Origin of the sequence: Providencia sp. PROV156 (genome assembly GCF_028480905.1) — a bacterium.
Lineage (GTDB): Bacteria > Pseudomonadota > Gammaproteobacteria > Enterobacterales > Enterobacteriaceae > Providencia > Providencia hangzhouensis.
Map to the genome: position 1 here is coordinate 14,507 of NZ_JAMPPE010000011.1, position 21,308 is coordinate 35,814.

Below are 21,308 nucleotides of genomic sequence, written 5' to 3' on the forward strand. Positions count from 1 at the left end.
ATGCACATTTTCTGAGCTTAAATCAGAAAATGTGCTGGCTTATGATGACGCTAATGATTTTTTACGTTGCAACAACCATTTATCTAATTCATTAGCAAATTGCTGCCTGTCTTTCTGGTTTAAACTTGCAGGCCCACCCGTTTGGATGCCACTGGCTCTCATGGTATCCATAAAATCACGAATATTAAGGCGCTCACGAATGGTAGCTTCGCTATAGCGTTCTCCTCGAGGGTTTAATGCATTTGCGCCCTTTTCTATAACCTCTGCGGCCAATGGGATATCTGCGGTGATCACTAAATCATCTTTTTGGGCTCGCAACACAATTTCATTATCAGCTACATCAAACCCTGCAGGTACCTGTAAGGTTTTTAAAAAAGGTGACGGAGGTACCGTTAAACGCTGGTTTGCAACAAATGTTATTTGCACTTTTTCTCTATCTGCTGCGCGGTATAAAACTTCTTTAATTACTTTTGGACATGCATCCGCGTCAACCCAAATTATCATTATGATTTCCCAAATAGTGATTATATATAATGAGATATGATACCAGACAACAAAATAACGGGCTTAAGAAAATACATTTTACAATTTCATCACCATTTCATGCCACGTCATTCCACCATGATCAGATTCTGACGGTTTAACATATTGATAGCCAAAATGCTTATACAGGTCAATATGGCGTTCTTTGCACATAAGATGAATTGTTTCTTTACTCTTCTCCTTCATGGAGTTAATAAATGTTTTCATCAGTAAAGACGAATAACCTTTACCTTGATATTTGGGATGCACGACCACTGACATAATAACGACATTCGGTGCTTTTGGGTCATGTCCAATGAGTTCTTTAAATTCCTCATCAGACATCACAACATCCCATGCACAACCCGCATTAATAAAACCAACTACTTCTCCAGCTAATTCCATACATAAAAAACCGTCTGGATATTGTTGGATACGCGTGGCTATTTTTTCTCTTGTCGCCGCTTCATCCCCTTCATAGGATTCGACTTCAATCGCATAACAGGAGTCAACATCACCGAGTGTGGCCGCTCGAAATACTGGAGAGTGCATTAGGTTACCTCATTAAATTATTTTTTATGATTTTATCACTACATGGTTTATTTTTTCGTTGTTTTTAATGGCCATTTTCGCATTCAACTGCTACTTTTTGTTGGGTTTTATCGCGTAAGTAACTCAACCATGTTGAAATTAAAACTAAAACACCGCCAGAGATAGCAACGGCATAACCTGCGTAAGGACCGTAGGTATCCACCATTTTACCCGTTAACATTGCACCAATTGCAACACCGATATTTAACCCAGCAAGTAACCAGGTCATTCCTTCTGTTAATTTATTTTGCGGAACAATTTTCTCAACTAATGTCATCGCAATGATCATCGTCGGTGCAAAGAACAACCCGGAAATAAACACCACCACAGATAAAGAATAAACCCCTACGACCCACCACATTGGCACAATAGAAAGAAACGTCATTAAGCCGCTGAGGAATAGTAAACGTGGCAAAGGCGTGTTAAAGGTTAACACCCCAAATACGATCCCCATTGCACATGAACCGACTGCATAGGCCGATAACACTAAACTGGCCATCGCCGGTTGCTGTTGTAATTGAGCCAAAGTGACACTCAAGATATCCACACTGCCAACAATCACACCTAAAGCAATCATCAAAACAATCAATAACTGCAATCCAACCATTGAAATAATTGATTTATTCGGCATTACAAGATGATCAGATACAACTACTTTAGGTTCAGTGCTGCGTTGTGAAATAAACAATGCCATCCCCACAGCGAGTAGAATCGCTGCAACCAGTAAACCTGCTTGAGGAAATAAAGCAACACTGATCCCGACAGATAACGGTGGGCCAACAATAAAAGTGGCATCATCAAATACGGTTTCTAATGAATACGCCGTTTGTAATATGGGCTGATCTTTATACTGTGCTGTCCACCTTGCCCTCACCATGGCAGACATACTTGGCATTGCTCCCGTTAACAACGCCCCGATAAATAAGCCAATATCGGGTAATGATAACCACGTATTGATGATGATGATAAATACACCGAGTACACTGACAACAGTTACCACCGGCAAGACGCGAAATTGACCAAATTTATCCACTAAGCGGGAGACTTGTGGAGATAGCAACGCATAAGTTAATACAAAAGTTGCAGAAACAAGCCCTGCCAAGGTATAGCTCCCTTTCAATTGTGCTAACAGGGTAATGATCCCGATCCCCATCATTGGTAACGCTAAACGTGCCAATAACCCTGCTATCACAAAGTGCTGGTTTTCTTTTGCCTGAAATAACTGCTGATAGCGACCTATCATATGAACTCCAAAATGAAATTTAATTATACATACGATGCGTATGTATAATTATGATATAATCATACACATTGAATGTAAATAATTATACGCCATGTATGTAAGAGGTTTTTAATGGCAAGAAGAACACAAGCGCAAATGGCGGAAACACGTGCAAATTTGCTAACTACAGCACAAGAGCACTTTAGCCGGCTCGGCTATGCAGAAACTTCAATGGATGAAATTGCAGCAAGCGTTAATCTCACACGCGGTGCCCTTTACCACCACTTTGGCGACAAACAAGGCTTATTTACTGCCGTTGTTGAGCAAATCGACTCACAAATGAACGCACGGTTACAAGGAATTACTCGCCATACTGAAGACTTATGGAACAGTTTTTGTCAACGCTGTCATGCTTACTTAGAAATGGCATTAGAGCCTGAATATCAACAAATTATTTTGCGTGATGCGAAAGCTGTATTAGGCGATTTTTTAGCTAAATCAAACTTACAGTGTACCGAACAGATTGAACGCTTACTTTATGAGCTTGCCAAAAAAGGCATTATTAAAGATATTGATACCCATGCATTGGCTTTTTTAATTAATGGCGGTCTCGCAGAAGCAGCATATTGGATTTCACAAAGTGATAGTCAACAGCGATTAAAGAAAAGTATCGCTGCCATCGATATCATGTTATCAGGGTTATTACTCACGAAAGGCTAACTTTGCGTGGCCTTTCGCTGGCGCTGATATTTTATCAGTGCAAACAATATACTTGCTGTAAAAAAAACAGGAACTAGCAGTGTTAGCTCTAAATATACAAAGCGATTGAAACTAAGCACATCCCCTTTCATGGCTAATTTATAGGCAAATGGTAAGGAAATACATCCTGAAACAATGGCAATCTTGAGTAATGCCATTAACTTTTTCGCATACTCTTGCTGCTGAATTGCAGATTGCCGACGGTAGTACTGCGTGTATTTTATCAACAAGTACAACGCTCCCAATAAAGAGCCAAGGTGTTGCAGTAATTTATAAATAGCAATTTCTTGGCTATCCGTCATGTTAAATACGACAAGCTGCAAAAACTCAGCGTGCCGAACAAAAGCCCCTGACTGATGAGTAAAAGCATCCCAGATAATATGGCTTGCCGCACCGATATAAAAGGAAAGCACGACAATACAAAATTGTCGAAATGAACCTACACTCCTGTTTTTCAAGGGAAATGGCACAGCATAGTGGAGATAAAAAACACTTTTTTGTACAAAAATAGTGATGAGTAAACATAATGGTAAGCCAGTATATAACCAGCCTATCAAGTCATGAGCCGTAGTGGCTGCCGAGTACCACATCATTGAATAAAATAGATCTGGGCTTAGGCTACCTAAAATTAAGGCAGGTAAGCTTAAAAAATGCCCAAATCGACTTTGTTTTATCGGAAAAACGACTGCAGGATGGGAAAAAGTCCAAGGCATGGTAAATTGCTCATTAACGTCATCAATAAGCCACTATCATGATAAATAAAACCCAATAAATATAGGCGAAATATCGGAAATATTTACTGGGATGATAATTACCTAAAGTAAAGCTTGGAAAGTCTGCTTTAATTTGTCTACATCTTGCTGAGTTGTTGACCACGAGGTACAAAAACGAATACACGTGGTTTCCGGTGTCGGCTTACAAATTAAGCTTAACTGATAGTGTGTTAATAATTTATTCGCCAGTGCATTTGGGAAAATAACGAAAACTTGGTTTGACTCTACGGGCGCAAGAAATTGGAATCCCTTTTCAGCAAAAAATGAAGCGAGTTGTGATGCCATCTCATTAAGATGACTTCCCAATTTAAAATACAAATCATCATTAAACAGTGGTTCGAACTGGGCGGCGAGCAGCCAACCTTTTGCTTGTAGCCCACCTTTTTGCTTAATACTAAAACGGAAATCTGATTGCAATGCAGGGTTTACAAGCACCAAAATCTCCCCAGTTAATGCACCTATTTTCGTTCCACCGATGTAAAAAATATCGGTCAACTTCGCGACATCTTCAATGGTTAAATCACTATATTTCGACATTAAACCAGAAGACAAGCGAGCACCATCCATAAATAACAGTAAGTTATGAGCGTCACAAACCTCGCGTAGCGCAACTAACTCTTGTTTACGGTAAACAGTGCCAATTTCGGTTGAATTACTGATATAAACAAGCTTAGGCTGGACAGTATGTTCATCATTATGTTCAGACAGCACCTTGATGATATGCTCTGGTGCTAGTTTTCCTGATGGTGAGTCAACAGTAATAACTTTATGTCCTGTCGCTTCAATTGCCCCCGTTTCATGAACGGCGATATGCCCACTATCTACGGTGATAACCGCTTGGTGAGGTCGTAAAACGTGGGAAATCGTTGTCAGATTAGTAATTGTACCGCCATTAAAGAAATGAATATCCGCACTAGGTTGGCCAATTCTCAATCTAATTTGAGCTGCAACCCTGCTACAAACCTCATCAGTGCCATAACCTTTGAAACGTTTCCCTGATAAATCATTTAAAGTCTGCATAACTGCAGGGTGAGCTATTTCATTATAATCATTTAAAAAGCTATACATTCACTTACCTACCAATACCTAGTTATATTAATTTATAACCATCATTTATAGGTGCATCTAATTTATTATTCAATGATATTTTTTCTATATAAATACTAAATTTAACGATTAGTATTATTTAATCTACTGAGATGAAATATTAAGTCATTCATGGTCTATTTAATTGATAAATTGGAATATTGTAAAAGGCGAATTTAAGGTTGAGAACGCCTAAACGTCAAGTTATAGCGGTAAGGCCCTAACAACGGGTGTACACCTGATTTAATACGACGTACTCCATGATAATTTAACCGTGACCGACCGCCCCATACCAAGACATCCCCATGTTCTAAATAAACAGCGATTTTAGGCGCATCACGGGTTGCCCCACCAAAATCAAATATTGTGGGTAGCCCTAAAGAAAAAGAAACAATTGGATGAGTGAAATCGGCTTCGTCTTTGTCTTGGTGCAATGACATTGCAGCGCCAACTGCATACCGGTTAATTAAGCAAGCATCAGGGATAAAATGTTCGAAGCCAGCGGTACTCGCTGCTGAAGTTGCCAATTGAACAAACGAAATAGGCATAGGTTGCCACGGCTGGTTCGTGACAGGGTCACGCTGACTGTAACGATAACCCTTTTTATCTGTCACCCAACCCCAGTCGCCGCAGTTAGTCATTGCTGCCGACATTTGATAACCATTGGGTGTTGCCATATGCCTTAATGGATTAGCAGTAATAACGTTGCTTAATGACTGCAATAATGCATCACTTTGCCCCAGTAAAAAACCTTTGAGTAAAAAAGCCTCTGGTGCAATTTGTACGATATTATCTTCATCAGGAAATAACATATTAGTCACTAGTCACTTTTTTATAATCCAAGTGAATACTCTAATGGATATTAACACAGGAAAAAAGGTTGCTTAGCACAACAAATAAGCAACCATCAAAATACCTTTAACGTTGATAAGCTAAAGTGACTTTTCTTGTTTCCGCTCGTTGGCTCGCCCACACACTGAGTAAAATGACAACCATACCAATAAATTGCAAGGTGCTAAGTTGTTGATTGAGATAAAACCACCCTAAAACCACCGCACTCACAGGGCTTAAGAAACCCAGTGACGCAACTGAACTTGGGCCTAATATTGCAAGCCCACGGAACCATAAAGCGTAAGTCAATGCTCCACCAATAAGCGTTAGATACCCCAACCCGATTAAATTTAATGAACTTAACGGTGGCAAAGCCGGCTCAAACACAATGGCAAATGGTAATAAAACTAAGCCTCCCGCCGTTAATTGCCATGAAGTAAAGGTTAAAGCGCTCACTGGTGGCTGCCAGCGGCGACTCAAAACCGTCCCTGCGGCCATTGAAAATGCGCCTGCTAACCCTGCAACAATGCCTAGAGGGTCTAAGGCGGCATTCGGTGTTAAAAGTAATATTGCTACCCCGAATACCCCCGCTATTGATGCGATAATGGATACCGCTGATAACCGATTATTTAACAACCAGTAGCTTAGAAATAGTACAATTAATGGCTGTACGACGCCAACCGTTGCAGCTACACCACCAGGTAAGCGATACGCAGCAATAAACAGTAACCACCAAAATAAAGAAAAATTTAAAACACCTAATATCACCACACGTAACCACCAAATACCCTCGGGAAGTTTTCGCAGCACGAGTATCAATAGTAACCCTGCGGGTAAAGCGCGCAATACCGCCAATGTTAATGGTATCCCTGCGGGTAACATTTCTGTTGTCACTAAGTATGTGCTCCCCCATACAATCGGTGCCAATGCAGTCAATCCTAAAACTGTTATACGACCCATATTTCTACTCTCTTAATTTATCTTGACCTCAAGATATGTGCATTTTACCTTGACGTCAAGATAAATAACCGCCATTATTTACCTATGGATAGAATAGATAAAATCACTCAACAGTGGGAAAGAGAACGCCCTGACCTCGATATTAGCCCAATGGGATTAATTGGTCGGTTGGGTAATGTCGCGTACCACTTAACTCGGGAAATGGAAAAGGTCTTCGCTCAGTTTGGTCTTAACCGTTCAAGTTTTGATGTGCTTGCAACTTTGCGCCGTGCAGGAGCCCCCTATACGCTAAGCCCAGGGGAAATGCTCTCAACGTTGATGGTTACATCGGGGACAATGACTAACCGAATAGACCAATTAGAAAAAGCGGGGTTAGTCATCCGCCATACCAACCCGGATGATGGCCGCGGTTTTTTGGTTTCATTAACAACTGAAGGCTTAACGCTAATCAACCAACTTATTGAAGTACATACACAAAACCAAGCTCGCCTCGTTGCTAAATTGTCACCACAAGAGCAACAAGCATTGAATCAGTTATTGCGGACATTCTTAGCGTCATTTGAGCCTAATGAAAAATAACACGCAGTCTTGAGCGTAATACAAGGGGAAAAAGTCCCCCTTTGTATTATTCATTGAATTGAAAAGGCAATGGCATTTGTAACCTTTCAAAACGGTCACATAAATAGACTAACCGCAATATTACTTGGGGTTGTAAGTCACTGGAGGTAATCAATGGCTTGAACTGATTAGCCAGCCAAAGAGCCCCCAAATCCTCAAGCGTTGTAATGACATACGTGACTTCACTTTGTTGAGTTTGGGATAAACATTGCCTTCCTGTACACGCTTGCGTTTCTAGTACTGAAAGTATCGGCCGAACAAGTTGGCTAGCTAACGTTAATTCAGGCACAAAAGTTTGGCTTTTTTGCTGTTTTTTCGCCATATATTCGATAATTTTATTAAAAAAACCGGAACGTTGCTTCTTACGTGGTGTACTTTCAAAGTCTAAGTAAAACAACTCAATGCCGTGTTCCTTTTTTAACCATAGCGTTTTAGGTACCAACTGAATCGCCTCTTGCGAATGATTTACCTGCACCGTAACAGCACAAATTGGCCATTGCTGTTTTGTAATGAAACGCAATTCTTCAATTTTATGGTCATCACTCCCTTGCCAATTTAACCGTAAAAATGCTCGATTTTTGTGTGTGTCAGTCACCACCCATAAGACACATTGTTCCGTTTCATCCCAATAAAGCGGCTCATAGTCATCAATATGCAATAAAACGGGGGAAAACCTGTTGTCTTGTATGAGTGTTGGCAACTCATTCGCCGCTAACTGCCAATCGGTATAACCAAATTCAGCTTTAATGTTAAGGTAATCATTGGTTGTTATCCCATTTTCTTGACTGCTAACGGCATAGCTTTCGCCAGTGGCTGATAATTTCCCCTCCTCTGATAACCGTGGTGAATGCAATTTAAAGGGAGTTTTCATCAAACTCTCGGCGGTATATTTCCATAACGCCAGAGTTTGCCAAACGTTTTGTCGATTAAACGTTGGGTCAAGGCTATTACTACGACCTTGCGTGCATTGAATGATTTTTTTATTTTGTCGATCCCAAAAACTCAATGTAGCACCAATCGCACCACTTTCGGTTTTCCACCAATTTGCATCGATAGGCAATAAATCAAATTCTATGGGTTGATCGCTATACTGCCGCCTTTGCAACCCTTTGAGTTCAATAAGCTGATGTTCATTTGCTACTAATAATTGATGCAAATAAGCTGATATTTCAGCTATCAACCGTAAAACTTGCCCTTCATCCATTGTAAAGTGCTTATCAGCTAGTCGTTTGACTTGCTGGCTAAGGCGTCTCATATAATTGGCTAAGCGAGGCAACCCTTCCGCACGCGCTGACATATTCAGTAATTGCAACTGGCTAGCACTGCTTTGGCTAATATGCGATAGCCCTTGTCGTAACATATCCTGAATGAATTGTTCTATTGAACTCATCACCATTTTATCATCTTGGCTAAGCACCTGTTGATGAGTTTGACTTGCGGTTAGTTCCTCAGGCCAACGCCACTCTTGGCCATGCTGAAGCATTAATTTTGCAATAATAGCGAGATGAACCGCATTTTTTTGTTTTTCGGGTAATGATGAAATCATACCCTGCAAACCACTACCACGCATATAAATAATTGGCTCATCATATTCTGGTAGAATGATTTTTAACTGGTTCGATTGCGCTTCATAAACTAATTCTTTTTCTTGCCACTCCTGTATAAATCTAAACGCTAAACGCATATCAGGCTTAGAAGCCTGCTTGATTAGGCTTTCTGGTAACAATGCTAATAATTCGCTTAGCACCGTTTCACTGGCTATCGGCTCCGCTGAATCAATTTCTGTGGTTGCATTCGATTGTACCCACAAAACGGCCGCTAAAATGTGTTTACAGCACCCTGTTGCTGGGCAATCACAAGTGGCTTTTTGGATCCCTTGTGCATCTAAAGAAACACGTTGCCCATCACTCGTGAATGTTCCAGCGTCTAAGTCTGTTGGGTTAACTTTTTGGTTTTCAACGTCTTTACGTGCACGTCGAAGTAACCCCACATTCGCAAATACGGCTAATGCATCGTCGTCATACTGTAAGTAACTGTTTTGCCAGCTCATTGCATGACCTCTGCTAACCATTGTGCAAAATGTTCCGGTGTTAATGCCGCAACATGCATCCCTCTATCTGCAAGTTTTTGGGCAATGTCTGGATCATAAACGGGCAGTGCCTCATCATCCAACGCCGCTAGACCCAATAACTTCACTTGTTGGCTATGTAGGCGTTGTGTGCAATTGAGTAAATGATTGAGGGCGCCCCCCTCTTCAAAATCACTGATTAAGCTAATCACGGTACGTTTTGGATTGCGGATTAAACTTTCGCAATATTGCATAGCTTTAGCGATATCCGTTCCGCCCCCCAATTGCACTGTCATTAACACTTCAACAGGATCATGAGCAAGGTGGCTTAAATCAACCACTTGAGTATCAAAAATCACTAAAGATACACGTACTGCTGGTAATGCCGCTAATATACTCGCGCATACAGCCGCATACATAATAGAACTCGCCATCGAGCCACTCTGGTCCACACACAGGATCACATCCCACGGTAAGTGTTGTTGTTGACGAGAATTAAAGTGAGGCGTTTTTATCACTAATCGTTGATTTTGTTTATCATAATTTTTCAAGTTGGCGGCAATAGTTCCTCGCCAATCAAAATTACGGCTGTTTGGTACCAGTGAGCGTCGAAAACGGTTACGCCGCCCTGTTAATGCATGACGAAATTGGTTACGCATTTGACTCAAAATATCATCCACCACTTTGCGTATAATATTTTTAACGGCATCACGGGTTTCTTCGTTCATCTTCCCGCGTAGGCTTAACAAAGCTTTTGCGAGAGATTTTGTTGGCTCCATGGCATTTAGCGCTTGTGGGTCCTTTAATAAGCTACTGATCTCATAACGTTCTAATGCTTGGGATTGCATGCGCTCAAAGGTACTATTGGGGAACAATTTACGCGCTTGGTTTAACCAATTAACCGCCGTTAATTGAGAAGCATCTAAGGAACCATGGCGCCCAGCTTCTTGCTTTAAACCTCGGCGTTGGTATTCCCGACGATATAAAAAGTCCAAAGAACGTTCTATTTTTAACTCTTCAGCACTAAAGGTGGCCTGACCAAGTGCGTTATCGGCATATTGCCCAAGTATTAAACGCCAGCGCTTAGCCAATTGAAGCTGTACAGAGGTTAATGTGACATTTTTTTGACTCATTATTTACCTTCCCGAGCGTGAGCAAACCAATTTTGTAACCCTAATTCAGTGAGCTGACTTTGTAATTGTTGTTCGAGTTGAATCACTTGCATCATTTGTTGTTCATTAAATTCTGTTTGGTGCAGTGTGAGTTCTTTTGCCTCAATCGCTAAGTCTTGTGCCACATATTGTGCCATTTGTGCATTTTGTTTAGGTGTTAGCTGGCTAAACGCAAACCGTAAATCAGGTAAAACCTGAATAAAACGCCCTTCATCCCATTCACTAAGTAACTGATTTAACATATCAATGAGTAATGGTATGCGTAAGACTAACTCGGGTGCAGTTCGCATCACACCAATAAAATAGCCAATTGCCATTTCGGGATCACTACCGGTGCTGAACGCGCGTTTAATTTCCTCTATCAAGATGGTTTCATCAATTTTCGCCCCAAGGTAACGCAAAGCATCAACGGCACCTTTTAAAAGAGGCGCATGGCTTAACTGCCCTTCACAGCGGTCTAATTCATGATAAAAATCGATGCTATAATCATGATTTTTATTAATTTCAGGCATAAAAGTGATTAATTCACGGCAAGCAAGTAATGCTGAAAAATGGTGTTCCTGCTGCTGTTCATCCCCTTGTGTAATTTGTGCAAAACAATAAAACGCTTGTTGCAACAGGGCATCTAAACGTGCTTCGATAGCAAAACCATCTTCAATATCAAAGAATTGGCGCCCTCGCCACAGATGAACAAGCTTATGACCACAAGCTATCAAGGATTCAAACTTTGCATCCTGTTGAATATAGCCATCCAACAATGAAAATAATGCAGGCATCCGTTGATGCAGCCCAATTAATGCAGCTTGCATAAGTAGTGCGACCGCACTTTGGCTTGAACGACTAACGCCTTGCTGTTCTAGGTTTTTTTCCATTTCAAACAAACGGTTTAGCGCGATAGTTTTTAATTGTGTTCCTTGTTCCGATAAGGCAATCAATTCCCCTTCAACATTGGGCGTCCACGCGTATTGCCATTCTTCAAACAATAAATCCATTTGGTTACCAGACAAAAAGTTTGGCCCAGATAGATGCTTAGCAAAATGGATATCAAGAAATGCTAATAAATGCAGGAATCGGCTACGCGCACGATGTTGTTGATTACGATAGACATCTAAGCGACTCACCTTACTTAAGGTGTCATCAAGCTTGAAACGAAAACTTTTTGCTATTTCATAAGTTTCAGTGACCAACGGAGGCGTTGCTGTCCCTTTGGGGATTTTCCCGAGTAAAAAGCCAGAGAAACAAGTTTTTATTTCCTGCCAAAGCTCAATTTGGCTTTCATCTAAGCTACCTTTGATAAAAACACTTTGTAACCCATCTAACAGATCATATCGCCCAGGGCCTGCATGCCCACGAAAGGCGGCAAGACGAATGCTTTGCTCTGCGGCCAGTTTAACCGATAAAAAACCAGGAGCAGCTTCAAATTGCTTTTCACGTAAAACATTCGCAACTTTAGAAAGATAGGCAACACCTAGACGATTTCGATAAGCTTGCGTAGGCTGGTTATCTCCTGCTATCTGCGCTTGGCGTTGTTGTAACAATGACAACCATGATTGTTGGTAAAATGCGGGGGACGGCATTCCTGATGCATAGCCATTTAATGCATCGAGTTTGTCATAGCTATAGCGAATGAACCAAGCCTTGTCTTGTTCACCCAGTTTTTGCTGTTGGATAAACGTTTTTTGTTGTGCCGCAGAAAGCTTAAATTGTTGTTTGTGAGCCACTTCCAACCCTTCAAGAAGAGCAAGGGTATGGAAGCCCCCCGTTACCACCACAATTTTAGCCTGTGGATGTTGGGCTTTAATGGTTTGGATATGCGCTTGCATATATTGCTCACGCTGTATAGAACCTTCTGACTCAAGGACTTGGGGTTCATAATCAAGTCGTGCCAATGCACACCATATAAAGCTGTCCATAAAAAATGCAGGCCAATCTGCCAGTTGTTCAATCGTTCTTAATTCAAAAATTTGTTCCCATAATTCATCATGGTCACGGCAACCACTTTTCTTCGCAAGCTGGCTAATAAATAAGCTATGTGCTAAGTAACGCTCTTTCTGCAAACTTTGAGATTGCATATCATTAGCTTCGTCTTCATTAACTTGCGCTGTCCATGGTAAGTCAATAAAACGTAGCTGGGCTTGGTATTGCTGACCTATTTGTAAAGCCTGCCATTCTGGGGAATACTCACAGAATGGGAAATAGGCAGAACGAGTGACAGTGTCACTTTTATCATCTGTCTGTGTCGGTTTTAATTCTGTTTGCGCCATAATGGCGACGGGGGGCTGGGTATCATGATGTAATAAGCTCGTCAGTAGCTCATTAAAACTATCGGGTCCCTCGATTAAAACATAGTCAGGTTTGATTTGTTCAATCAAAGACAACGTGCTGTATGCACATGCGGGACTATGATGCCGAATAGGTGCAAAGTAGATACCGGCTGATTCAAGTTGTTGCCTGTCGTGTAATGCATTTTCAATGCGTTCTGGTAAAGGTATAGATAGCAAGCTCACCGCTGATTTCCCTAAGGGTTATTCGCCTTGAATGGCCTTTGCTGATTTAATCATCGTGACAATAAATGGGTAGAACCATAGCGGTTCTACCCTTGTTATGAAAACTTATTGCCAAAATGCCCTCGATGCATCAAAAAAGGCTTTCCAGTCTTGGCTATGTTTTGCCCTTTCTCTCGCGACATTATCAATGTAATAACGCATCCGTTTAATATCATCAGGGTTATCTTTTAAAACCACGCCAATGAGCTGCCGTGCAACTGCTCCTGCATTGAGCGTACCATCACCTAAGTAATGGGCTTCAAGCGCACATGCATAAGCAATATTAACGGCCTCGGCTGTCGACATAACCGCGTCTGGCGTTTTAATATTGCCACCATCTTTAGTATTTCCTGAGCGCAATTCTTGAAATGTCGTAACCAACAGTTCGATCACGTTGCTTGGGATCGTCACTTGGCCGTTCAGGTCAGCTAACTCTGTGGCTAATTGCTTATTAATCAGTTCAATTTCAAATGCAGGGTCTTGGATTGGCCGCACGGTTTCAAAATTAAATCGGCGTTTTAGTGCTGATGACATCTCATGAACACCGCGATCACGCAAGTTTGCTGTACCAATTAAATTAAAGCCTTGTTTCGCGCTGATCCGTGCATTGTCTTTCATTTCAGGGATCATCATTTGCTTTTCTGACATCAAGCTCACCAGCACATCTTGTATTTCAGGGGGGCAGCGTGTGATCTCTTCAAAACGCACAATTTTACCTTCTTGCATACCTTGGTATAACGGCGAACTAACCAGTGCTTTCTCCGTCGGGCCTTCCGCCAATAACAATGCATAATTCCATGAGTACTTAATGTGATCTTCTGTTGTGCCCGCGGTTCCTTGAATGGTTAAACCTGAATCACCACTAATTGCAGCAGCTAATAATTCAGATAACATGGATTTTGCCGTCCCGGGTTCCCCTACTAGCATTAGTCCTTGCTTACCTAGTAACGTCACAATTGCACGGTCAACCAAAGCATCATCACCGAAAAACTTTGCAGAAATATTGAGTGATTCATCACCTAAAATAAATTGCCTAACGGCACGAGGTGAACGCAGCCACCCTTGTGGTTTCGGGTTTTGTTTATCCGCTTCGGTTAAACGTGCCAATTCATCGGCAAAACGAATTTCTGCGCTTTCACGCAGAACATTCCCTTGTGTTGTTTTATTTTTAGTCATTCCAAAATCCTACGTTAAACCCGCTTACCAAGGTGTTTTCTTTTCCCACTCAGGGTCAAAACCTGCACACGCATCCGCAACTTTTAAATAATCCGCATAGCTTTCAGCTAATAAAATAGGCGGGATATCTTTTAACTCGATATAGCTGCGGTTCCATGAGCTTTGTTGTGATTTTTCAAAGCTTAGTGAAAATAAGACGGCTGGGATATTTTCCTCTGGCACATAGCTACCACTAAACTCGATATAGACATAAAAACCTAAACTAGCGAAATGTTTTGCATAATGGGTAAAGCTTCCACCATCTTCCGCTTGCCCACGTTGGTAACCCATTTTTGTCAAGACGCCACGCAAGGTATAGGTGTCGGTTAACCAGCCTTTACGGTCTTCAATTTCAGTTAATTTCAGATCCAGTTCAGGGATTTTATGTTCCATCTGCGAGAATAAAAATTTCACTTTGTAATCTTTAAAATGCGCTATCCACGCTTTTCGCTCATCTTCACTGACCAATGCCGCATGGGCTAATTTGATATAAGAATCAGTGGATAACGTAATTTCATCGTCATCTAAATTTAATAAACTGCCATCGTCTGATGGACGAAATACATTTAGAATGTTGTTGTCTTTCGTTTCTATCCAAACTAATTTTTCGATAAGCCCACGCATCACTGGGTGTGCTTGAATATATTCCTGCCAGTCTGCGGTTGTCCAAAGGCGCTCTGCACACATCGCTTCGTACAAACGTGCAGTTTGTAATTCAATCACTTGCTTGAGTTCTTTTTTACTCGCAGTAAATAGTTTTTTAGATTCTTTAGCTAATTCTTCATTGTCTGTTTTGCGTGCAGCAGGTAATGCTTTGATTTCTTTACCTTCAGGATTAAACAAGACGAGTTTTTGCTGTGCGTCCAGTTTCGCAGTAAACGTACGGTCACCATATTCAAGTGCCAAGATACCTGTTTCATCCATTCCGGCTGTCGGTATTGTTCTATCTGCGAGTTCATCTGCGCTCCAACCATTACGTTCGGCAATTTGAGCAACAAGCCCGCGTGCTTTTTCCTGAACTGACGCGGTACGATAACGACGAGACAGAGACAATAATAGTTGGATAATCAGTGGGTCATTACTCGCTGCAACCGCATCAATCATGGCTTCAATTTGTGCACGGCGCTGGTAGTGATCACGCATATAGTTACGCAATGTGGTCACGGCAAGGTGCCCTTCAATACCACAGATCAGGGCTAACATTCCTTTATCACTAATAGCGGAACCTAAATAACGGCGCAGAACTTCATTTTTTATCTCATTAAATGTCTGTTCTAAAGTATAGTTTTCATACTGACTATAATATTCAGGCCAGCGTTTCACCCAATCTTGATAATTAGCTAAGCGTTTTGGCGCATCACGTTCTGCTTCCGCCATTGCCATTTCTAATGACGGCCCAGCAATATCTTGGCCGATAAAGCTATTTAAAATAAAACTGCCTAGTTTCTTTTGGCTCTCCACCGAAAGCAAACCAATATAACGTTGTAGCAGCCCATTCCCTGCTGGCATTTTTAATTTAACCGCTAGGATCACCCACCAGCGAATAATATCTGCTTCTACGGGTTTATTATTTTGCCAAGTTAATGCCGGCAAAGAATCTAGGTTAAACCATGCCATGCTGGCAGGCGCTTTCGCTTTTAGCCCTTTTTGCGCTTCAGCTAATAACACTTTAGGTGCAAGGTAACCAGAAATATCTTCCCCAAATTGTTCCAAAGCGGTTAATAAGGCCGCCCGCACAACTTCCCGTTTTTCTTTCTTTAATAAGGCGTAGAGTGGTTTTAATGAATCTGGATTATTCAAGCGTGCCAGCCATTCAATGGCAGTGACACGAATTTCTTGTTTGCCTGAGTCTAACCCTTCTGCCGCATTAAGATGAATATTCGGTAATGTCTCTAGTAGTTTCTGCGCACTCAGACGATGGGTTTTATTTTCCCCTAGGGCCAACTCCATAATACGTGGAATAAATCGCGCAGGAATGGTCGGCAACATTGCAAGCACATCAATTCCACTCGCCGCATCATATTCTTGGTAATAGCGCTGAGTTTCTTGTTGAGGGATTAAACCCAATGCTTCTGCAATAAAATCTGGGTGTTGAATGAAAAACGGCCAAACTTGTGCTGGCTGGTTAAAAATGGCTAACCCATTGGCATATGAGCGTAAGCAAAGGTCTGCAATCAACCGTGTTGCGTTTTTAAAATGACATTGTGTTAACGTTTTTTCTAATTGGCGCAATTCTATTTGCCCAAGAATTCTTGGTGGAACTTCCCGAGTAAGATGATAATGGGATAAATGCTCTTCATTTGTTCGGTTATGGCTAATCAGACGTAATGCATGGAATAACGTAAACTCAGGCAAGTTAGTAATACGTTCTTTAAATTTCACCACGCTATATTCATGGTCAGTAATAATTTCTTTACCTGAATTCAGTTTATCAATCACTTTGCAACAAGCTTGCGCATTGAGTTTTTGGAATTCTTTGTAATGGCGTTGCGCCCAATTGTAGCTGTGCTTCTGTTTCTTATTTTCTTCAATTTCGTTTTCTGCATTTTCTTTTGCTTTTTGCAGCATTTCATTGAAATTATTAACTAAAATTTCTTTTGCACTTTCAGGCAGTGGTGTATCTTCTAATTCAACGAGTTCAGGTAACTCAGTCTCTTCAACTTGGCTGGCAGTATCCATGACTGAGAATCTCGAAATCGCACTTTCAATACTTTTAAGTACCGTTTTATTGGTTTCAGTTGTTAGTGCAGCTTCTAATATCTCACGGTGTTCCCCTATACGGGCAAATAAATCCGCGGCTTGGGTACGCTGTTTTGGTGTTCCCTCTGTTAGAATTTTTGTTAAATGTTGTGTGACCGATTGCGCAGGTAAAATTGCCATTGTCGGTTCCGCAGCCGAACGTACTGTTTTTAAAGAACTAGTAGCAAAAGCAACTAATATATCTGCGAAAAGCGTATAAAGCTCAACATCTTTCTTCAAAGTGTTGATTAATTGAATTTGCCCAGCAGCGGATAAATGATTGGCTAACGTATGCTTAATAAATGCTTGCTCTGCGATTAAATACGCTTTGAAACCTGGAATGGAAAATAGCCGATTTAAGTTATCATAATGGTAATCGGATAAATGATGACGGTCGAAAATAATATATAAAATAGTGTTAGCCGGTTTATCAGTCTCTTTTGCGATGATTTCCGTTAATAGGTCAAAATGCCAATGTTTTCGATGTTCTAACTTAGTATCTCGCGAATTATCATAGGTTTTTGCAAAAGCATCGCCCATTAAATAACTCATCCATGACGGTAATTCAGGTGTTAATACTTTGATATTGATATCTTGGCATGCCGCCGCTAACACTTTAGCAAAACGGGCTATCTGTGATGCAGTAATGCCATCACCCACTTTTGAATATAATTTATGCCTTGCGTTTGCCCCTTGGCGAATTAATTTATTATATTGGCTCGAGTTAAAGTTATTTCCCCCCCACCACCAATCTACGGTGCCAGGTTTATCGAGTAAAATAACCGCTTTTTCGTTATCCAATTGGCTTAGTTGAACCAATACTTCTGGCGATTTTCCATCTAGCACATACTCTAAAACAGTTTTAGGCAATGCTTCATCTAATACTGACAAAGGCAAAAGCGCTTCTTGTAAATATTGTTCTGCAACAGGTGATTCTTTTTTCCCAAAAATTGAAAGAAGATTAAATGTGAACTTCGCCATGTGATATCCCTAAAAGTATTTATATAACAACTTCTTATCATTTTAATGATATCGTCACAATTTGATTATTCTTAATCATTTTTAATTAAGATATATCGCTCAATCTGCCCTGCCAATTTAAATTCTGCCTATAGGAATATCCCAGTGGATTTACTCTTGATAATTAACTTTTGCCCAGTAAATAATTTAATTAACTGTCTTATATCTCTATTTTTCTTTTTATTATGTTGATGGCAATTCTGATAACAGTTTGTTGTTATTTACATCAAATTTATTTCGCGAAGAAAAGCGTTGACTAAACATATAATCTAATATTAGACTAAAAATCCAATCAGGGTATTTTATGCATAATGAGGTAAATATGAGTCAACGGATTGAGTGTGTGAATGCACCGACACTCATTGCCCCCAAAGGGCATTATTCACACTGTGTTACTGCAAACGGTTTGGTTTTTATCTCAGGACAATTACCGGTTGATAAGCTCGGGAATGCGGTGATTGACGTGTCATTCCAAAAGCAAGCCTCGCTTGTGCTTGATAATTTACAAGCATGTTTAGATGCCGTTAACTGTAGTAAAGCACAGTTGGTTCAAGTCCGAGTTTATATCGCAGATATGGAAAATTGGCCGTTGTTTAACCAGATTTATGCTAATTGGATAGGTGACCATCGCCCAGCCCGTGCTGTCGCAGGTGTTGCTGAACTGCATTTTGGTGCAGCCTTAGAAATTGAAGCCGTTGCAGTGTCTGCTTAATTAATTATTATTCATTGGGGTTATATATGTCAGAATTAATATTACCGACTTATCAAGATGTGGAAGCAGCTGCACGACGCATTGCGGGTTTTGCGCATAAAACCCCTGTTCTCACATCAACCACCGCAAATAAAGAATTTGGGGGTGAACTGTTTTTTAAATGCGAAAACTTCCAGCGTATGGGGGCTTTTAAATTTCGTGGAGCCTTTAATGCCTTGAGCTTGTTAAGTCCCGAGCAGAAAAAAGCAGGCGTTATTGCATTTTCTTCTGGTAACCATGCGCAAGGTATCGCTTTAGCCGCGCAACTTTTGCGTATTCCAGCCACCATTCTGATGCCCAATGATGCACCTGCCGTTAAAGTTGCAGCTACGCAAGGTTACGGGGCCACCGTTATCCGCTTTGATCGTTATAAAGAAGATAGAGAAATACTTTGCCAGCAACTCGCAGCCCAACAGGGGTTAACCATTATTCCACCTTATGATCACCCTGATATCATCTCTGGCCAAGGCACAGCAGCCAAAGAACTGATTGAAGAAGTGGGTGAATTAGATGCCCTATTCGTTTGCTTAGGTGGAGGAGGTTTACTCTCAGGGTGTGCCATTGCAACCAGAGAATTATCGCCTAATTGCCAAATTTATGGGGTTGAACCTTTAGCGGGCAATGATGCACAACAATCATTTCGTCGAGGGGAAATTGTACATATAGACACGCCAAAAACTATCGCAGACGGTGCCCAAACCCAACATCTAGGTAACTACACCTTTGCAGTAATCAAAAATAAGGTTGATGATATTTTCACTGTAACCGATGAACAGCTAATTGACCGCATGAAATTTTATGCAGAGCGCATGAAAATTATCGTTGAGCCGACAGGTTGCTTGTCCTATGCTGCTGCCCTTGCCCACAAAGAACAGTTCCAAGGTAAGCGCGTGGGGATCATTGTCAGCGGTGGCAATGTTGATATTCAGCACTTTGCACAATTAGTTTCATAAGTAGCTAACTAGTTTTATAAAGAATTAGTTTCATAATGATCACCACCCTTCATCTATTAGCAATACGAAAAATAGGTTAAAATTAGGGATTAACGCTTGATAGATGAAGGGAAATTGCATGTCAGATCAAAAAAATAATTCATTACTGGCTCAAGTTGAAATTATTGCAAAAGGTCTTAGTGAAACATTCGCCCCTTTTTGTGAGGTTGTTGTACACGACCTTAAAAATCCAGAGCACTCAATCCTGTCGATTCATAATAACTTATCTGGTCGCCAAGTTGGTGAGCCGACTACCGAACTCGGCCATGCAAGAATTGAATCTGCAGATTTTCCGAACATCATAGCCAATTATACCAACCAATTTTCCGATGGGCGCCCAGTAAAAAGTACTTCGATTGGTATTAAAGATGAGTCAGGGAAATATATCGCAGCATTGTGCTTAAATCTGGATATGACGTTATTTAGAAGTATGCAAAGTATGTTATCGCAATTTATTGATGTGGGAAATAGCCCAATAAAAGAGCATATTGAGCCTAATGGGACCGAAGCGATTCGCATACGTATTGACCAATATGCAGCAGCCTTAGCAGCAACCCCACGCACATTGAAAGCGGACGAAAGAAAAAACTTAATTGAAGTGCTACGCAATGAAGGCCTGTTAGATGTAAAAAAATCCATGGAAACGGTGGCACAGCACTTAGGGATATCAAGGGCTTCAGTTTATTTGTATGCCAAAAAAGAAAGTTAACTATTTGCCTTTCTTAATATCTGTTTAATACTGATAGGGAGAAAATCATTCACATCTACGCCGACATTAATGGCTCGGGGCCCTAATACCGCTAAACGCTTAAACTGCTCAGGGTCTTTACCTGAATTATGAACATGTCCATATAAATGAATCGCATCACGGAAGAAGCCTTGCCATTCTAATATTGGGTAATGAAATAACACTAATTTCTGTTTTTGATATTCCAACTCATAATAGCTTTTAACCCATTCAAACAATGATTGGTCGAATTCAGGGTCGTCTAAAAATTTATCATGATTGCCGCGGATCAAATATTTTTTCCCCGCTAAACGGCGTAATATTTTATTGGCATCCGCACCACTACCCTTGTATAAAAAATCACCTAGTATGTAAATCTCATCATGATCAGTAACATACGCATTCCAGTTATGAATTAATGTATCATTCATGTGACTGGTGCTTTTAAACGGGCGATCACATAGGTTAATAATGTTCGAATGGCAAAAATGGGTATCTGAAATAAAGTAAATCATATAAAACCTAAAAATATATTAATAATTATTCTACTCAAGCAAACGATTTGCTTGCTAGTTATCATATCTCAATGCTTTTTAATTGCTTTACAGAATTGACTGAAAAACAGACTTATATTGCGTTGCCATGGTATATTTCAATTATATCATAGGTAATCATTGCTAATTTTTATGGCTCGCAATTGCAACGAAACTACGGCA

At 40.7% G+C, this 21,308-nt stretch carries 18 protein-coding genes; 5 read left to right on the forward strand and 13 right to left on the reverse strand.

Annotated features, from left to right (window positions below):
- Positions 1-39: 39 nt before the first annotated feature.
- The 3 genes from PSF31_RS09745 to PSF31_RS09755 all read right to left on the reverse strand — a co-directional run bounded on the left by PSF31_RS09745 (position 40) and on the right by PSF31_RS09755 (position 2,356).
- A complete protein-coding gene (locus PSF31_RS09745) occupies positions 40-504 on the reverse strand; it encodes a YaiI/YqxD family protein (protein WP_004254330.1) in 465 nt (154 codons plus the stop codon).
- Between the two features lie 78 nt (positions 505-582).
- Positions 583-1,074, reverse strand: a complete 492-nt coding sequence (locus tag PSF31_RS09750; RefSeq protein WP_164561011.1) for a GNAT family N-acetyltransferase — start codon at positions 1,072-1,074, stop codon at positions 583-585.
- Between the two features lie 64 nt (positions 1,075-1,138).
- Positions 1,139-2,356, reverse strand: a complete 1,218-nt coding sequence (locus PSF31_RS09755) for an MFS transporter (RefSeq protein ID WP_164561012.1) — start codon at positions 2,354-2,356, stop codon at positions 1,139-1,141.
- A gap of 111 nt (positions 2,357-2,467) precedes the next feature.
- Between PSF31_RS09755 and PSF31_RS09760 the strand changes: the two genes are divergently transcribed.
- Positions 2,468-3,055, forward strand: a complete 588-nt coding sequence (locus PSF31_RS09760) for a TetR/AcrR family transcriptional regulator (protein ID WP_164561013.1) — start codon at positions 2,468-2,470, stop codon at positions 3,053-3,055.
- On the opposite strand, the gene PSF31_RS09765 is transcribed toward PSF31_RS09760, so the two are convergent.
- The 4 genes from PSF31_RS09765 to PSF31_RS09780 form a co-directional block, all read right to left on the reverse strand.
- Positions 3,052-3,807, reverse strand: coding sequence for a DUF4184 family protein (locus PSF31_RS09765; RefSeq protein WP_140172170.1), 756 nt, complete (start codon positions 3,805-3,807; stop codon positions 3,052-3,054). The two genes, PSF31_RS09760 and PSF31_RS09765, sit on opposite strands and share 4 nt — an antisense overlap.
- A gap of 102 nt (positions 3,808-3,909) precedes the next feature.
- Entirely contained in the window at positions 3,910-4,935 is a 1,026-nt protein-coding gene (locus PSF31_RS09770; protein ID WP_164561014.1) for a threonine aldolase family protein, read from the reverse strand.
- Positions 4,936-5,129: 194 nt separating this feature from the next.
- A complete protein-coding gene (gene alkB, locus PSF31_RS09775) occupies positions 5,130-5,765 on the reverse strand; it encodes a DNA oxidative demethylase AlkB (protein ID WP_080544462.1) in 636 nt (211 codons plus the stop codon).
- A gap of 106 nt (positions 5,766-5,871) precedes the next feature.
- On the reverse strand, positions 5,872-6,744 hold the full coding sequence (locus PSF31_RS09780; RefSeq protein WP_164561015.1) for an EamA family transporter: 873 nt from the start codon (positions 6,742-6,744) through the stop codon (positions 5,872-5,874).
- An 84-nt stretch (positions 6,745-6,828) separates the two neighbouring features.
- Between PSF31_RS09780 and PSF31_RS09785 the strand changes: the two genes are divergently transcribed.
- On the forward strand, positions 6,829-7,323 hold the full coding sequence (locus PSF31_RS09785; protein WP_004254353.1) for a MarR family winged helix-turn-helix transcriptional regulator: 495 nt from the start codon (positions 6,829-6,831) through the stop codon (positions 7,321-7,323).
- Between the two features lie 46 nt (positions 7,324-7,369).
- Here the strand turns inward: PSF31_RS09785 and PSF31_RS09790 are convergent, their stop codons facing one another.
- The 5 genes from PSF31_RS09790 to PSF31_RS09810 form a co-directional block, all read right to left on the reverse strand.
- The gene (locus PSF31_RS09790; protein ID WP_164561016.1) at positions 7,370-9,412 is read right to left on the reverse strand and encodes an SWIM zinc finger family protein; all 2,043 of its coding nucleotides are present in this window, start codon (positions 9,410-9,412) and stop codon (positions 7,370-7,372) included.
- A complete protein-coding gene (locus PSF31_RS09795) occupies positions 9,409-10,563 on the reverse strand; it encodes a VWA domain-containing protein (protein ID WP_164561017.1) in 1,155 nt (384 codons plus the stop codon). Before PSF31_RS09795 ends, PSF31_RS09790 begins: the two co-directional genes overlap by 4 nt.
- Complete coding sequence (locus PSF31_RS09800) at positions 10,563-13,109, reverse strand: DUF5682 family protein (RefSeq protein WP_164561018.1); 2,547 nt, start codon at positions 13,107-13,109, stop codon at positions 10,563-10,565. Before PSF31_RS09800 ends, PSF31_RS09795 begins: the two co-directional genes overlap by 1 nt.
- Positions 13,110-13,214: 105 nt before the next feature.
- A complete protein-coding gene (locus PSF31_RS09805) occupies positions 13,215-14,324 on the reverse strand; it encodes an ATP-binding protein (protein WP_112307106.1) in 1,110 nt (369 codons plus the stop codon).
- A gap of 24 nt (positions 14,325-14,348) precedes the next feature.
- On the reverse strand, positions 14,349-18,083 hold the full coding sequence (locus PSF31_RS09810) for a DUF4132 domain-containing protein (RefSeq protein ID WP_164561019.1): 3,735 nt from the start codon (positions 18,081-18,083) through the stop codon (positions 14,349-14,351).
- Positions 18,084-18,444: 361 nt separating this feature from the next.
- Between PSF31_RS09810 and PSF31_RS09815 the strand changes: the two genes are divergently transcribed.
- The 3 genes from PSF31_RS09815 (at position 18,445) to PSF31_RS09825 (ending at position 20,574) form a co-directional block, all read left to right on the forward strand.
- Positions 18,445-18,834: a RidA family protein gene (locus PSF31_RS09815; protein WP_164561020.1), complete on the forward strand. Its 390-nt coding sequence runs from the start codon at positions 18,445-18,447 to the stop codon at positions 18,832-18,834.
- Positions 18,835-18,860: 26 nt separating this feature from the next.
- Entirely contained in the window at positions 18,861-19,826 is a 966-nt protein-coding gene (locus PSF31_RS09820) for a threo-3-hydroxy-L-aspartate ammonia-lyase (protein ID WP_112307104.1), read from the forward strand.
- A gap of 118 nt (positions 19,827-19,944) precedes the next feature.
- Positions 19,945-20,574, forward strand: coding sequence for a helix-turn-helix transcriptional regulator (locus PSF31_RS09825; RefSeq protein WP_036957733.1), 630 nt, complete (start codon positions 19,945-19,947; stop codon positions 20,572-20,574).
- Here the strand turns inward: PSF31_RS09825 and PSF31_RS09830 are convergent.
- Positions 20,571-21,107 (reverse strand): metallophosphoesterase, encoded by a 537-nt coding sequence (locus PSF31_RS09830; RefSeq protein WP_036957734.1) that lies wholly within the window; start codon positions 21,105-21,107, stop codon positions 20,571-20,573. The genes PSF31_RS09825 and PSF31_RS09830 overlap by 4 nt on opposite strands.
- Positions 21,108-21,308: the final 201 nt, after the last annotated feature.